Origin of the sequence: Paenibacillus wynnii (assembly GCF_030812855.1) — a bacterium.
Lineage (GTDB): Bacteria > Bacillota > Bacilli > Paenibacillales > Paenibacillaceae > Paenibacillus_AQ > Paenibacillus_AQ wynnii_A.
Genome location: NZ_JAUSTK010000032.1, coordinates 1 through 15,887 on the forward strand (window position 1 = coordinate 1; position 15,887 = coordinate 15,887).

The following is a 15,887-nucleotide window of genomic DNA, read 5'->3' on the forward strand; positions in this document are numbered from 1 at the left end:
CCGTTCCCCCAAAACAGCGAAGGTGGCTTAAAGCATTTATTACTTTCTAACCTGCAGCCGATCAATTCCCCGCCCTAGTAGGCCGATTCCAGCCAATTCAAATGTATAAATACACTTGATTCCGCACCAGTAGCTCGATTCCAGCCAATCAAATGTAATAATACAATTGATTCCGCGCTAGTAGCTCGATTCCAGCCATTCAAATGTATAAATACACTTGATTTCGCCCTAGTAGGCCGATTCCAGCCATTCAAATGTAAAAATACACTTGATTCAGCGCTAGTAGGTCATGGCTTATGGGACACCCTCTTTTTTACATATTTAGAGACAATATAGAACCCATTTCCTTCAATTAAGTAACTTAACTGTCCTTAGCTTCACTTGTAATTCTTCTAAACTAATCTTTAAGTCATCAATTATAAGAGGGAGTGTATATATGATTAAGCTTTGCAAAAGAACGGCAGCAGCATTGCTAGCAACGCTGCTGCTTGGATTGCTTGAGGGGTTTGCCGTCCATGGAACACCAATGAATGTATATGTTACCGCTGGAATAAGGATCATGCAGAGGTCACCTACATTAATGAAGCATTGAAAGCCTATTCTGTGAATCTGACCGACGATAAAGTGTTTAATGTGAGTTACCAGAGCGGTAAACAAACCGAGAGGTATAGTCTTATACCTGAAGGTCTTATACTTGGATTTCCATCTGCTCCATAATTTGAGACCTTTTTAAAGCAATGGCCGTATATAGTGATATCAAATGTTGGAGCCAACTTTTCTTGTAGAAAGCACACGGCTTCAACATCACTCAGGGAGGTCTTAATGAATATGGACATTAATCCAAAGATCAAGCCATTTCGTACAGGGAAATTAGTCAGCGGGGTAGCAGCGGTCTTGATTGTGCTGATTATTGGGGGGAATGCATTTACATCCGTAGAATACGGGCACGTAGGGTTGTACAAAACATTCGGTAAGCTGAACGATAATACGCTGGCGCCGGGTATCCATTTTAAAATACCTTTCATCCAGACGGTTATTCAGGTGAACACACAGGTAACGAAAGCAGAGACAGATACAACAGCCTCCTCGAAAGATTTACAGCCGGTATCTACGCATGTAGCTGTGAACTATTCAATTAATAAAAGCTCGGCATACAACTTGATGAATAACATCGGCGGGAATTTTGATACGGTTATTATTAATCCGGCCATACAGGAAATCGTCAAGGAAGTAACAGCGAGATATCCCGCAGAGGATTTAATTAAACGAAGAGATGTGGTGGCAGCTGAGATCAGCGAGTACTTAACCTCCAGGCTTGCCAAATATGATCTGGTTGTAAACGATATTAATATTGTGAACTTTAAATTCTCCGAGGCTTTCGATCAGTCTATTGAAGCGAAGCAGGTCGCCCAGCAGCAGGCACTGAAGGCTGAAAATGATCTTAGACGGATTGAGATCGAAGCCAAACAAAAAATCGCACAGGCTCAAGCAGAGGCAGAATCTCTGAGGTTGAAGAAGCAGGAGGTAACTCCAGAGCTGGTGCAGCTAAAACAAATTGAGGTATCCGAGAAAGCACTGGAGAAATGGGACGGCAAGCTGCCAAGTGTAACTGGCGGGGCCACTCCCTTTATTGATATTGATTCACTAACTCAGAAATAATAGGTTATATTTCGAAGCCAAAAAGGCCCTGCTCCCCTTGAGCAAGGCCTTTTTGGTGAAGATTAATACTATAATCAGTATCTGAAAAGCATCGTCGGAATCTGCCATCCCGCGCCTACTGACCAGAAAAACACATAGTCGCCTCTTTTAATGACTCCATCCTCAACTCCGCGCTGAAAAGCGATGAAAGGACTGCTTGTACCTGTATAGCCGAATTCGTCACCAACGTAGATGAATTTTTCATGCGTTGCTGCAAGGCCGCTCTGAATCAGTTCAATATTTTTAAGGGAAAACTGTGACAGGCAGAAAGCGGAAATATCCTCAATCGTTAGTTCATATCGAGCTAAAAGCTCTTTTATATCATTTATTGCAGCATCTACGCAGACCGTACCGTCAAAAGGGATCCATCGGATGCGCAGTTGCTCTGGCGTAACATCCTTACTGTAAATGTTCGATAAACCGCAGGCCGGGAACGTAATATTAGCGCTGCCCTCTGAATCTATGTAGAATAAGGAGTCGATAAATCCCTTACTCTTGTCGGTGCTGCGTTCGAGAATGACAGCTGCTGCTGCATCTCCGAAGTTAGGATAAGTAATCTCGTCATCGGGATTACAATGAATAGAGCTGTGGTCACATCCAACGACTAATGCGTATCGGACATGAGGATTAGACTGCATATAACGGCTTGTTTGCTCTACGGAGGTCACCATTCCGGCGCAATTGGCGTTGGAATCCATAGTAATGGTGCGGTGTTTTCCCTGAAGCTTATGGTGCAGCAGAAGAGCATTGGTAGGATAGGTATATTCCGGTGTCTGAGAGACAAATACGATCATATCCATATCTTCTCCGGTTAATCCGGCTTCCAGCAGCACCTTTTGGGCTGCCTTCAGACCCATCGTAAATGCATTCTCCTCTTCGCTATCCGCAATATATCTCCGTTCCCGACCCATTACTTGCAAAAATCGTTCAATGTCCTTGCCCATGCTGTTAAAATGGTTCAGGTAAAAATCATTATGCACGACACGTTCCGGATGGTAATAAGCGGCTTGGCGAATCGTAATAGAGTCCAAATTAAGTCCTCCTAAACTTCTACTATTTCATAATTTTCCAGCTTAGTAGAACGGGCAACACGGCCGAGCTGCATCTTGAGAACCGGATTCTTGGCAATCGTAAAAATAACCTTTTTGAAGCCGGATTCTTTATACATGATGTAGCATTGCTCCAGCATAGGGAGCACGTCCGGGGAAGAAACATTTAGACCTGTACAATCCAGAACGATTTCATATTGTGTAGGGTCAAATTTACTTACATGTTCGTTGTACTCCTGGATGAAGCGGCCGGCATCTTCTTGTGACATTGCACCCTCTACCATTACCTTAAGTGTGCGGGTTTCAGTGCTTGGTGAAAAATTGAAATTTCCCATTTGTGAAAGATCTCCTCCTAATATTTAATATTAATAAAACAAAAGAAAAAATATGTCGAAACATATGAGAGTTATTATACCTATATTCCCTATTTTGGAAAGTGTTATTTGGCATATTAACCCTATTTTTTTTAATCTTTATTAATCAGGGAACCACATCCATTTCGTACAGTGATATACAAGGCACTGTGCTTTGCAGTAGTAGAGCCCTTTAACTTTGCAAAGAAGACATCTATTGGTATGATGAAGGAATGTGAGAACATACATTACTCAAATTATGGAGGAATACAACGATGAGTGAAAATACCTTATCCCGAATGATTGATCATACGCTGCTTAAAGCGGACGCACGTAAAGAAGACATTATTAAATTGGCAGAGGAAGCTAAAGAATATAAGTTTGCCTCCGTTTGCGTTAATCCAACATGGGTGGCTGTTGCCCACGAAGTGCTGAAGGATACCCCGGAGGTCAAAGTGTGTACAGTTATCGGTTTTCCTCTAGGCGCTTCTACTCCAGAAACCAAAGCATTTGAAACGGCAAATGCCATCGCTAACGGTGCAGGAGAAGTAGATATGGTTATTAACATTGGTGCACTGAAGGGTGGCGACGATGAGTGGGTACTACGCGACATTACTGCTGTCGTTGATGCAGCCCGTGGCAAAGCACTCACCAAGGTTATCATTGAGACCAGTTTGCTATCCGATGAAGAAAAGGTTCGCGCCTGCAAGCTTTCTGTCCAGGCTGGGGCGGATTTTGTAAAAACATCTACAGGTTTCTCTACAGGAGGGGCAACGAAGGAAGACATCGCACTTATGCGGGCGACTGTGGGTCCCGATATTGGTGTGAAAGCTTCTGGTGGCGTTCGCAGTGCAGAGGATGCGCTAGTAATGGTCGGAGCCGGTGCAACCCGTATTGGAACAAGCGGCGGCGTAGCTATTGCGAAGGGTGAACAGAACGAGTCGGGATATTAAATCCGGAATTAGAGGAAAATGAACGGCGGCATGTGTAGAGAGAGTGATGCACGCCGCTTTTTTGTTCATTCGGATTCCTTATTAATAAAGATTTATGTAAGCGTTATATAAAATGTTCCGTGGTAAAGTGATAATTCACAGTGGAATAATAAGAATTTTCTTTTCAAATAACATGAAATGTGAGAGAATACTTACAATTCTTAATTGTTAAAGTTTTCTATTATTTATTATAAGGGAGGAAATATCGATGTCAGAAGATCGTAAACTGTCGTTCGAAACCTTGGCCGTCCATGCGGGTCAGGAGATTGATCCAACTACCTTTGCCCGTGCTGTTCCGCTTTATCAGACAACCTCTTATGGATTCCGTGATACTGAGCATGCTGCGAACCTCTTCGGACTTAAGGAATTCGGCAATATTTATACCCGTTTGATGAATCCGACCACCGATGTTTTCGAGCAGCGGATTGCCGCTCTTGAAGGCGGTGCGGGTGCGCTTGCAACCGCTTCTGGGATGGCGGCTATTTCCTTCTCCATACTGAATATCGCAGGTGCCGGTGATGAGATCGTGTCTGCAGCCAGTCTATACGGCGGTACATATAATCTTTTCTCTACAACGCTGCCTAAGCTTGGGATTAAGGTTCATTTTGTGGACTCGGATAACCCGGAGAATTTCCGCAGCGTAATAAATGATAAGACCAAAGCAATATTTGCTGAAACTATCGGCAATCCGCAGGGTAATATATTGGACATTGAAGCTGTCTCCGCCATCGCTCATGAGCATGGAATTCCTCTTATTGTTGATAATACCTTCCCAAGCCCCTATTTACTTCGTCCTATTGAGCATGGTGCAGATATTGTCGTGCATTCTGCCACGAAGTTCATTGGTGGGCACGGTACCTCTATCGGGGGGGTAATTGTGGATGCTGGGAAGTTCGATTGGAAGGCCAGTGGCAGGTTCCCGGGTCTGACCGAACCGGACCCAAGCTATCATGGAGTCGTCTACACTGAGGCTGTCGGACCTATAGCTTATATCATAAAGGCGCGTGTTCAATTGTTGCGTGATCTAGGTGCTGCTATATCCCCATTCAACTCATGGATGCTGCTGCAGGGCCTGGAAACACTGCATCTGCGGATGGAACGTCACAGCGGGAATGCATTGAAAGTAGCCGCTTATCTGGAAGCTCATGAAGATGTGGAATGGGTAAGCTACTCTGGACTTCAGAGTCACCCGTCTTATGAACTGGCCCAAAAGTATTTGCCTAAAGGACAGGGAGCCATTCTTACCTTTGGGATTAAGGGTGGAATTACGGCTGGACGTAAGCTAATTGAGAATGTAAAGCTCTTCTCTCATCTGGCTAATGTCGGAGACTCCAAGTCGCTTATTATTCATCCGGCGAGTACTACGCATCAGCAACTTACTGACGAGGAGCAAATCTCTGCCGGGGTATCCTCGGAGCTGGTTCGCCTGTCTATTGGTACAGAATCCATTGATGATATTTTGTATGATCTGGGGCAGGCGATAGCGGCCAGCCAGCAATAATAAAGTACTTATGAAGGGCACTTTACCCACTAGATCCAATCCTCCTTCGATATAGGAGAGAGGAAGATCAGAGCGGTAAAGGCCCTTTTTTTAAAATATACGAATCTATAGGTTCACCATATAAAGTGTGTAATTTCACATGTTTTGATACCGCTTGCATAATTCCAAGGCGTCCCCCGTATTTATAAGTAAAGCATTAGAGCCGGCGGGAACCAATACATCTAATGAATAAGCCGGCAGCAATCCAAAGCCGAAAAGGGTGGGTGCAGATAATGAAGGATGAGCATCAGCAGGATGGTTTTCGAAGTAATGAAGAGCGCCCGTTGAAGTTTAACGCTGGTGACCAAGCATGGGATGGAGTTAGCTTTTCTGTATCTCTAAAATCTGCATCTGCGGAATCTGAAAGCGTAGGAGGCAGCCGGGAAACAGCAGAAAGGTTTAACCGGAGCTACTTCAGCCGGACTGAATTGCATCCGGAATTCCTGGTCCTGCGTGAAGGAGAAAATGATCGACGCGTAGTAACTGCGGGCAATCCGGCAACGGCGGCTGGCCCGTGTCTCGTTAGGAGTGAAGCGTGGCTGCTGAAGCCGGAGCTTGAGAAACTTTATAATACTTGGATCACCAGTGACAATGAGGCTGAGACTGATCGGGTTTTGCAGCGTATTTATTATATACTCCGTTCCACAGCAGCTGGGCTCTTGGAATCATCGGACGGCAACTGGGTTGCAGTCACTCTTCCGTTCACCCCTGAGCTGTCCGCACGACCTCTCAAGTTGAATGCACTTCAGGATGTACAGCTTGAAGCACTGTTCGCTGCACTCGGCGAGCGCTACCGGCAGGGCTGCGATAGCCGGGTGGATCTGCTGGCGCCGTACCCCGCCAGCGGAGCCGAATTCGCGGCCATGCGCGAATTCATCGAGACCGTGGCCGAGCAGACCCTCGGCCACGCCTTTGCGGCGACTTGCCGCATCGGGGCGCTGCTCGCCCCCGATGCGCATCGCGCCGCCGAGGAAATCGTGCGTATCGCCGATTTCCTCGTGCTGGACGGCGCGGCTATGGCCGCCGCGCCGGAGGACGATGCCGCCGCGGAGGGCTTCGCCCTGGCGGCGGGGCAGGTCTTGACCGCCGTGCGGCGCATCAAGCCGGCGGCGGTAGTGCTCGCCGCGGGGGCACCGGCGGCGTCTGCATTGGCCGATCTGTACCGGATCGGCCTGAACGGGATCTTCTGCAGCGCGGACCAGCGGACTGAAGCGCTGCTGAGAGCAGCCTGCCTGACGTGGATGGCCCGGCAGGAAACCTTCGAACATACCGAAGGGGTAAGGGCTGTTAAGTAAGCCTATTCTCATTAAGAGTATTTGTGCTTAAAATAATGTAAAGCAGCTGTCACCGTTCAACTTTCGAACGGTGACAGCTGCTTTTTTTGTGTTTTTAGGCTTATCCACCTGTTTACAATAAGGTTTAAGGTGGTATAGTATATGTATAAGTTGCACTAAGGAAATATATTTGCACTATTACAACAATGATTATCATTCTCATTCACATTTAAATCTATCATGCTGTCCCGGCTTAGCCGGGGCAGCATGTGTCATTTTAAGGGACCTAATAATGGATCTCATTCTCAATGATCAATTGAAAGAACCACAACTCTATTAGGGAAGGTGATTTATTATGCAAGCAACATCTAAACATTTAACCCAAGGCAAGGCATTATCTCCAAGCTCAAAACGACCACAATTACCAAACCGCCGAAAGTTTGATCTGCAGGCGGTAATGAGCAATTCCGAAATGCAGGCCGCGCTGGGCAGCGGTATCTTGATGCTTATAGCATGGGCTGCAGGTGGGTGGTCCGAGATCATATCTGTTCTGCTCTATGTAATCTCATATACTGTAGGCGGATGGGTCAAGGCTAAAGAAGGTGTAGAGACACTAATCAAAGAACGGGATCTTGATGTGAACCTGCTGATGATTGCCGCTGCACTTGGTGCTGCTTCTATCGGCTACTGGAATGAAGGCGCGATGTTGATTTTTATATTTGCCCTAAGCGGGGCTCTTGAGAGCTACACGATGGAGCGTAGTAAAAAAGATATTTCTTCACTTATGGCACTTAAGCCGGCAACGGCGGTGCGAATTGAGAATGGAGCTATGAATGAGATTTCGATTGACCAACTGACCATTGGAGATCTGCTGCTGGTTCGCCCTGGGGAATTGATTCCATCAGACGGCAAGGTATACCGCGGGGAATCATCCGTGGATCAGGCCTCCATTACCGGAGAGTCGGTCCCTGTCGACAAATTTGCCGGTCATGAGGTTTTTGCAGGTACAGTCAATGGCGAAGGCCCTCTGTATATTGAAGTAACCAAATCTGCAGAGAACACCCTTTTTGCGAAGATTATCAAGATGGTAGAAGATGCAGAATCGGAAGTGCCTAACTCGCAGCGCTTTATCAAACGGCTGGAGTCTATTTATGCCCGGGTGGTAGTGGCTACAACGTTAGCTCTGGTTTTGCTGCCGCCGTTACTGCTGGATTGGAATTGGGCAATCACATTTTATAAAGCCATGGTGTTTCTCGTTGTTGCTTCCCCATGCGCGCTCGTCTCCTCCATCATGCCGGCGATGCTGTCCGCAATATCTAAGAGCGCGCGCAGAGGGATTTTATTCAAGGGCGGTGTCCATCTGGAAAATATGGCCCGCACCTCTATTGTCGCCTTTGACAAGACAGGTACATTAACCGAGGGAGCCCCGCAAGTTACTGATTTTATTGCTGGCGAGGAGTACGATCGGGATGAGCTGCTCATTATATGTGCCTCCCTTGAGAATATGTCACGGCATCCACTAGCGGAAGCCATTGTACGCAAAGCCGAGGATGAGTATCTGGTGCTTCGGAGTGTACAGGAGACTAAGTCCTTAACCGGTTGGGGGATTGAGGGTCAGATTGATGGACAGCAATGGCGGATTGGGAAAACCAACTTCCTTGATACGGAAACGATTGAAGGCTCCACTCGTATCCTTGACCATTGGAGAGCCCTTCGTCAGCAATTGGAAGATGATGGGAAGACCGTATCCATTATCATAGAGGGCGAGAAGGTTGCGGGCATGATTGCGCTGCAGGACACAGTACGTCCACAGGCAGAAGCAGCTGTGCGAAAGCTGCAGGCATTAGGGATTAAGGTGGCCATGCTGACTGGAGACCGTGCTGCTACTGCAGCGGTAATTGCCCGTAAGACAGGAGTAGATCTGGTGTATTCTGATCTTCTGCCGGAGGATAAGGTTAGATATATCAAAGCGATGCGTGAGACCTATGGTAATGTGGTTATGGTAGGAGATGGAGTTAATGATGCACCAGCTCTAGCCACGGCAACTGTGGGAATAGGGATGGGAATGAAGGGCAGCGGTGCTGCGCTCGAAATTGCAGATGTGGTTTTAATGAACGATAACATTGAGGAAATCGCCGTTACGATATCCTTGGCCCGCCGTACCCAAAGAATTGTTAAACAAAATATGATTTTTGCGGTAAGTGTCATCTCGGTTCTCATATTGAGCAATTTCCTGCAGGGAATCGCGCTTCCTTTTGGTGTCATAGGTCATGAAGGAAGTACTATTCTGGTTATCCTGAATGGGCTGCGGCTGTTGCGCTAGAATGTTAATTTTTAAAAATTAAATTGTTCACAAAATAGTTCCTGTAATAGGAGTCTGGCATATTGACAGAATCGTTTTCTGTTATCATAATAAATACTACATTGTAATCATTTTAAATAAGGACTGACGCATTGCCGTACAGCTCCATAAGGAGGATATAGTCATGTATAAATCAATTATTGTGGGAACAGGTCCCGCCGGATTGACTGCTGCAATCTATCTGGCTCGCGCCAATTTGAAGCCATTGGTTATTGAGGGACCTCAACCGGGTGGACAACTAACCACTACAACAGAAGTCGAGAATTTTCCGGGGTTTTCTGAGGGCATAATGGGACCGGATCTGATGGACAATATGCGTAAGCAGGCGGAGCGTTTTGGTGCAGAATTTCGTACGGGTTGGGTGAATAGTGTAGAACTGGGGGAACGTCCGTTTAAGCTGAATATTGAAGGGATGGGAGTCCTGGAGACGGACACACTGATTCTATCCACTGGAGCTACTGCGAAATACTTGGGTATTCCCGGTGAACAGGATAATATCGGACGGGGTGTGAGTACTTGCGCAACTTGTGACGGATTTTTCTTCCGCGGCAAAGAGATTGTGGTTGTTGGCGGTGGGGATTCTGCGCTGGAGGAAGCGGGTTTCCTGACTCGTTTTGCTTCAAAAGTAACTCTGGTTCACCGCCGCGGTGAACTGCGTGCCTCCAAAATCATGCAGGACCGCGTACGTGACAACGCTAAAGTATCTTGGGGCCTTAACCGTACTCCTCTAGAGGTGACTTCAGGCGATAAAGGTGTGAACGGACTGAGAGTGCTAAATAATGAAACCGGTAAGGAAGAGATTATAGAAGCCAGCGGTGTGTTCGTTGCCATTGGACATCATCCTAACACTGCATTCTTAGGCGGTCAGATCACAACGGATGCGAACGGCTATATTGTAACCAATCCAGGTACCTCAGAAACCAATATTCCGGGCGTATTCGCTTGCGGTGACGTTCAGGATACACGCTATAAACAAGCAATTACTGCAGCAGGCAGCGGTTGTATGGCGGCTATTGATGCTGAGAAATATATTGAAAGTTTAGAGCATAGCGCGGTCATTCTATAATTTAGTATTTAACGCCGGCTCAACTTCATATCATATAAGTGTATTTTATGCATCTATTTGGGTTTACTTAGTCGCTAATGCTCGTTTAAGTGTACTTAATACACTTATTCGGGCGAGCTTGGGCTATAATCGGTGATTTGCTGTTTTTTAGTTGCATCAAGTACAATTAAAGTTAGAAACAGCTCGTCAAATCACCAAATAGATGTATGAAATACAATTAACTTTGGGATCATCAGCCTAGTTAAGTGAAGTGAACGTTCAAGATTTATAGAAGCGGAGTTCCCGCAAAATTATAGGAGGAGATCATACTATGGAAAATGTAATTGTGTACACTTCGACCAATTGTCCGCATTGCCGTCAGGTGAAGAGCTTTCTGAGTGAGAAGGGCGTTTCCTACGAGGAGCGCAACATCGAGCAGAATGATGATTTTGCACAGCAGGTATGGGATATGGGGATGAGAGCTGTGCCTATAACCGTAATTGGCGAGTATAAAATTGTAGGCATGAACAAAACTCAGTTCTCCAAAGCTTTGGCGACAGAGTAATTAATTCTATAAATACCAAGCAAAAAGCAAGTTTCCGGGATTAGGAAACTTGCTTTTTTGTTTGTTGGAGACATTTTATTTGTACAAAAAATGATGATCGCTAGGTATCTAGAAACAACGTACTAATCTGAAAGATCACATATACCGCTATGCCGGAGCCAATTAGCATCAATCCGGACTTCTTCCTGGACTGGAACAGACGTAGTACGCCGAGGCTGATGAGCGGTGCAATGACAAGCAGAAACAGAAGAACAGCAATGAACATTTTCGCCGAAATATCGGACGTATCAACATAGGTCATGGGCGATCACTCCATTTCAAAAAGAGGCTTTGTGGTGACAAATGTCACACTATTATAACCTTCATTATATAGAATTGAAAGCCCTTAATCTGCACCTGAGAGTACCCTAAATACGTCAATATTACGTCAATTTGTTAACTGTTCATTACTCACAGGGTGACACGGATATTCCCAAGGAAATGCATAACCGCCGAGAATCCAGCACCAATCACAGTGCCGCGGCTGCCCAGCTTGGAGAATGTAATCTCCAACTGCTGCTTATGATAAGGCAGAGTGCGTTCCGCAACCACCTTTCGCAGCGGTTCACCGAGCCATTCTTCAGCCTCTGACAGTGCTCCTCCAATTACAATAACCTCAGGATTGAAGCTATTGATCAGATTGGTTATACCGATGCCTAGATATTCCCCCACCTTTGCAAAATGGCGCAGAGCATCCTCCTGCCCCTGAGATGCATAACGTACAAGCTCCGGCGTAGTTCGTGCCGGTAGATCGATATCCGCGTGATCATACGTTTTCTCCGAGGCATACAATTCCCAGCATCCGCGGCTTCCACAGCTGCATAGCTTGCCGTCGGCTTCGATAGACATATGCCCGGTCTCTCCCGCATACCCGCGTGCGCCTTTATACAATTCCCCGCCGATGATGATCCCTGAACCGATACCGGACCCTGCACTGACGTATAGAAGATGTCGCACATCCCGCGCGGCCCCAAAGTTCAACTCACCTTGGGCTCCAGCATTCGCTTCATTATCGATTGTAACGGGAACGGAAAAGGATGATTCCAGCAGGCCTCGCAGATTCACCATTTCCCAACCTAGATTGGGTGCAAATAAGACCACTCCGTTCTCATCCACCATACCGGGAACACCTACCCCAATTCCCACAATGCCATATGGTGTTACGGGAGCAGCGGCCATCAGCTCAGAAATTATTTTATGTATTTCTTCCAGAACATACGGCAGGTCGTGATGGTTCAAGGTGTAATCACGTTCACCCAGCACATTTCCACCGAGATCACAGAGGACAGCAGTCAGCTGTTTTACACGTAGCTCTATGCCGATAACACTGCCTGCCATCGCATTGAAATGCAGGATTAACGGTTTACGACCTCCGCTGGACTCTCCCGGGCCGGCTTCAATAACCAGTTCTTGCTGGCATAGCTCGGCAACCAAGTTGGATACAGTTGCTTTATTTAGTCCTGTCATTTCCGATACCCTTGCCCGTGAGAGGGGGGAGTGTTTTCGAATCATATGGAGGACAATGGATTTATTAATTTTCTTGACCAGTGCCTGGTCACCGGTAACTTTCACGAATTACACTTCCTTCTGGGAACGTTCTCATTTAGTTCTACGCAACTTAGTCTAGAGCCATGTGCTGTAAATTGCAACAGGATCGCGATCCCTTTTTCGGAATATTCAAGGATTGAGAACTTCGATTTAAGGTCATCATAACATGGGTTCGTTGTAAAAAACGCAAAATTTACGAGAATAAAAAAACTTTGTTTAACCAATATACAAAGTCTTTGCGATGTGTTAATATGAGTTTGTAACCGCTTGCGGACAAAGCACAATATGAGGAGGATTTTATAATGGCTTATTTTGAAACAGTAGGTAAGATTTCTTATGAGGGAAGCCGTTCTACCAACCCTTTTGCATTCAAATTCTACAATCCTGAAGAGATCGTTGCAGGGAAATCAATGGAGGAGCACCTTCGTTTTGCGATGGCTTACTGGCATACATTAACAGCTGGCGGTTCTGACCCGTTTGGTGCTGAAACTGCAATTCGCGGCTGGAATCATCTTTCTGGAATGGACAAGGCAAAGGCACGCGTTGAAGCTACTTTTGAATTCTTGGATAAGATGAACATTCCTTTCTACTGCTTCCACGATTTAGATATCGCTCCTGAAGGTGAAAGCCTGCGTGAATTCCATAGCAACATTGACACAATCGTTGATCTATTGGCTCAAGGCATGAAAACTTCCGGCAAGAAATTGCTGTGGAACACAGCTAACATGTTCACTAACCCACGTTATGTGCATGGTGCAGGATCTGCTTGCAACGCTGATGTATTTGCTTATGCGGCTGCTCAAGTGAAGAAAGGTCTGGAAGTTGGTAAGCTGCTTGGATCTGTAAACTATGTCTTCTGGGGCGGACGTGAAGGTTACGAAACACTGCTCAATACGGATATGGGACTTGAGCTTGACAACATTGCCCGTTTGTTCTCAATGGCTGTTGACTATGCGAAGGAAATCGGTTTTGAAGGACAATTCCTGATCGAGCCAAAACCAAAAGAGCCAACAAAACACCAATATGATTTCGACTCAGCTACAACGATTGCTTTCTTGCAAAAATACAACCTCGACAAGCACTTTAAGCTGAATCTTGAAGCTAACCACGCTACGCTTGCAGGCCATACTTTTGAGCATGAGCTTCGTGTAGCCCGTATCAACGGCATGTTGGGATCACTGGATGCCAACCAAGGCGATCCATTGCTGGGTTGGGATACAGATGAGTTCCCTGTTAACCTTTATGATTCCACACTGACGCTGTACGAAGTACTGAAGAACGGTGGCCTTGGTAAAGGCGGAATTAACTTTGACGCTAAAGTACGTCGTCCTTCCTTCGAGCCTGATGATTTGTTCCTGGCACACATTGCCGGCATGGACACTTATGCTAAGGGCTTGAAAGTGGCCGCTAAGTTGATTGAAGATCGCGTATTCGAGAACTTCATCGACAAACGCTACAGCAGCTTCACTGAAGGTGTTGGAGCTGATATCGTGTCCGGTAAAGCTACACTGGCTTCGCTGTCCGAGTATGCACTGAACAATGAGAACCCGCGTGCTAACCAATCCGGTCGTCAAGAGTATTTGAAAGCTACATTGAACCAATACATTTTGGCTGAATAGTAGAATAAGAATAGACCAAAGGTACAAAGCTTTATCGTAGTTTATTGCAACGGGGGTTGCTGAAGAAAGCATTCTTCGGCAGCCCCTTTTTCTACATGTATGCTCTCGAAGTGCTGACCGAACTTATAGGAGGATAATATATGAAATATGTAATTGGTATTGATCTAGGCACCAGTGCTGTAAAGTCGGTTCTCGTAGACCAGAAGGGAACAGTCATCGGTGAGCATTCAGAAGCTTACCCGCTGAGCAGACCGCAACCGGGCTGGAGCGAGCAGAACCCTGAAGATTGGGTGAAGGGTACACTTACCAGCCTTCGCCGCTTAATGGAAGGTACAGGAATAGACGCTTCCTTGATCGACGGAATCAGCTTTTCCGGGCAAATGCATGGACTTGTATTAGTGGATAGTGAAGGTACAGTATTGCGTCCGGCTATGTTATGGAATGATACCCGTACTACTGCTCAATGCCGCAGAATTGAAAGCACGCTCGGTCCGAAGCTGCTGGAAATCGCTAGAAACCGTGCGTTAGAAGGCTTTACACTGCCTAAGATTCTGTGGGTACAGGAGAATGAGCCGGAACTGCTGTCCCAGGCTTATCAATTCCTGCTGCCTAAGGATTATGTGCGCTATCGTCTAACGGGTGATTATGCTATGGACTATTCCGATGCAGCCGGAACTCTTCTGCTAGATGTAGGCTCCAAGCAATGGAGTGCCGAAATCGCAGAAGCCTTCGTCTTACCGTTGTCTCTCTGTCCGAGACTTGTGGAGTCATTTGAATCAACAGGCACTTTATTGCCTGAAATTGCTGAAGTCTCCGGTCTGCTCCCTACGACCCAAGTATTTGCAGGCGGTGCGGATAATGCTTGCGGAGCGCTTGGAGCAGGGATATTGGGTGAAGGTCGGACGATGTGCAGTATTGGAACCTCAGGCGTAGTGCTGTCCTATGAGACTAATAAGGATTTGAATCTGGAAGGTAAAGTTCATTTCTTCAATCACGGAGAGAAGGATGCTTACTACATCATGGGTGTTACCCTTGCGGCTGGACACAGCCTCAACTGGTTCAAGGAAACCTTTGCTGCTGACAAGAGCTTCGATGAATTGCTGGATGGCGTGGATTCGATTCCGGCAGGAAGTGCTGGTCTGCTGTTCACACCGTATATTGTCGGGGAGCGCACACCGCACCCGGACGCGGATATCCGCGGGAGCTTTATTGGTATGGATTCAGGACATACTCAGTCCCACTTTGCCCGTTCAGTATTAGAGGGAATTACCTTCTCACTACGTGAGTCCATTGAAATCGTGCGCGAATCCGGTAAGTCGATAACCGAGGTAGTAGCGATCGGTGGAGGCGCCAAGAATGAAACCTGGCTGCAAATGCAGGCCGATATCTTTAATGCTTCTATTATCAAGCTCGAAAGTGAGCAGGGCCCGGCGATGGGGGCGGCTATGCTTGCTGCATACGGCATCGGTTGGTTCCCTTCTCTCGGAGAATGTGCGGATGCCTTTATCCGCCAGGCTGGACGGTATACCCCGAATCCGGAGCAGGCGGCTATTTACAACGAGCTGTTTGGTTTGTATCAGGAAGTATACGGAGCCACTCGTGAGTTGAATAGCAAACTGGCATCTTACCGTAAATAAAGCGGTAGGGAGCTGTTGTCTGGGATTAAGAAAGAACGGCCTTCCGCTGTCAGCGGAGGGCTGTTTGCCTAACTATAGTAAGAACAATAGAAATAATAAAAGGTAAATGTACACAATTGTAGTACTTATGTTTCTTCTGTTATTCTAGGGTGTATCTGCAGTCATA

General features: G+C 46.5%; 14 protein-coding genes. 10 read left to right on the forward strand and 4 right to left on the reverse strand.

The genetic code is table 11. From position 1 onward, the window contains the following. The first annotated feature begins 436 nt into the window (after window positions 1-436). Both J2T20_RS21910 and J2T20_RS21915 read left to right on the forward strand, forming a co-directional pair. A complete protein-coding gene (locus J2T20_RS21910) occupies window positions 437-592 on the forward strand; it encodes a hypothetical protein (protein ID WP_307591543.1) in 156 nt (51 codons plus the stop codon). Window positions 593-828: 236 nt separating this feature from the next. Beyond that, complete coding sequence (locus J2T20_RS21915; protein WP_307591545.1) at window positions 829-1,659, forward strand: prohibitin family protein; 831 nt, start codon at window positions 829-831, stop codon at window positions 1,657-1,659. A gap of 74 nt (window positions 1,660-1,733) precedes the next feature. Here J2T20_RS21915 and J2T20_RS21920 read toward each other — a convergent pair whose 3' ends face one another. Beyond that, entirely contained in the window at window positions 1,734-2,729 is a 996-nt protein-coding gene (locus tag J2T20_RS21920) for a ketoacyl-ACP synthase III (protein ID WP_307591547.1), read from the reverse strand. An 11-nt stretch (window positions 2,730-2,740) separates the two neighbouring features. Beyond that, window positions 2,741-3,082 (reverse strand): hypothetical protein, encoded by a 342-nt coding sequence (locus J2T20_RS21925; protein WP_307591549.1) that lies wholly within the window; start codon window positions 3,080-3,082, stop codon window positions 2,741-2,743. A gap of 293 nt (window positions 3,083-3,375) precedes the next feature. Here J2T20_RS21925 and deoC point away from each other — a divergent pair, with 293 nt between their 5' ends. From deoC to J2T20_RS21955, 6 genes are all read left to right on the forward strand, one after another. After that, window positions 3,376-4,053 carry a deoxyribose-phosphate aldolase gene (gene deoC / locus J2T20_RS21930; protein WP_307591551.1) on the forward strand — a complete coding sequence of 226 codons (678 nt, stop codon included), beginning with the start codon at window positions 3,376-3,378 and terminating at the stop codon, window positions 4,051-4,053. A 247-nt stretch (window positions 4,054-4,300) separates the two neighbouring features. Further along, window positions 4,301-5,593, forward strand: a complete 1,293-nt coding sequence (locus J2T20_RS21935; RefSeq protein ID WP_307591553.1) for a homocysteine synthase — start codon at window positions 4,301-4,303, stop codon at window positions 5,591-5,593. A gap of 272 nt (window positions 5,594-5,865) precedes the next feature. After that, window positions 5,866-6,927 carry a hypothetical protein gene (locus J2T20_RS21940; RefSeq protein WP_307591555.1) on the forward strand — a complete coding sequence of 354 codons (1,062 nt, stop codon included), beginning with the start codon at window positions 5,866-5,868 and terminating at the stop codon, window positions 6,925-6,927. Between the two features lie 334 nt (window positions 6,928-7,261). Further along, on the forward strand, window positions 7,262-9,229 hold the full coding sequence (locus J2T20_RS21945) for a heavy metal translocating P-type ATPase (RefSeq protein WP_307591557.1): 1,968 nt from the start codon (window positions 7,262-7,264) through the stop codon (window positions 9,227-9,229). A gap of 163 nt (window positions 9,230-9,392) precedes the next feature. Beyond that, entirely contained in the window at window positions 9,393-10,334 is a 942-nt protein-coding gene (trxB, locus tag J2T20_RS21950; protein WP_307591559.1) for a thioredoxin-disulfide reductase, read from the forward strand. A gap of 310 nt (window positions 10,335-10,644) precedes the next feature. After that, window positions 10,645-10,878, forward strand: a complete 234-nt coding sequence (locus J2T20_RS21955) for a glutaredoxin family protein (protein ID WP_307591561.1) — start codon at window positions 10,645-10,647, stop codon at window positions 10,876-10,878. 100 nt (window positions 10,879-10,978) lie between these two features. Here the strand turns inward: J2T20_RS21955 and J2T20_RS21960 are convergent, their stop codons facing one another. Then, window positions 10,979-11,179 carry a hypothetical protein gene (locus tag J2T20_RS21960; RefSeq protein WP_307591563.1) on the reverse strand — a complete coding sequence of 67 codons (201 nt, stop codon included), beginning with the start codon at window positions 11,177-11,179 and terminating at the stop codon, window positions 10,979-10,981. A 149-nt stretch (window positions 11,180-11,328) separates the two neighbouring features. After that, window positions 11,329-12,489, reverse strand: a complete 1,161-nt coding sequence (locus tag J2T20_RS21965; protein WP_307591565.1) for an ROK family transcriptional regulator — start codon at window positions 12,487-12,489, stop codon at window positions 11,329-11,331. A gap of 278 nt (window positions 12,490-12,767) precedes the next feature. Here J2T20_RS21965 and xylA point away from each other — a divergent pair, with 278 nt between their 5' ends. Continuing rightward, the gene (gene xylA, locus J2T20_RS21970) at window positions 12,768-14,084 is read left to right on the forward strand and encodes a xylose isomerase (RefSeq protein ID WP_307591567.1); all 1,317 of its coding nucleotides are present in this window, start codon (window positions 12,768-12,770) and stop codon (window positions 14,082-14,084) included. Between the two features lie 140 nt (window positions 14,085-14,224). Continuing rightward, window positions 14,225-15,721: a xylulokinase gene (gene xylB, locus J2T20_RS21975; RefSeq protein ID WP_307591569.1), complete on the forward strand. Its 1,497-nt coding sequence runs from the start codon at window positions 14,225-14,227 to the stop codon at window positions 15,719-15,721. Window positions 15,722-15,887: the final 166 nt, after the last annotated feature.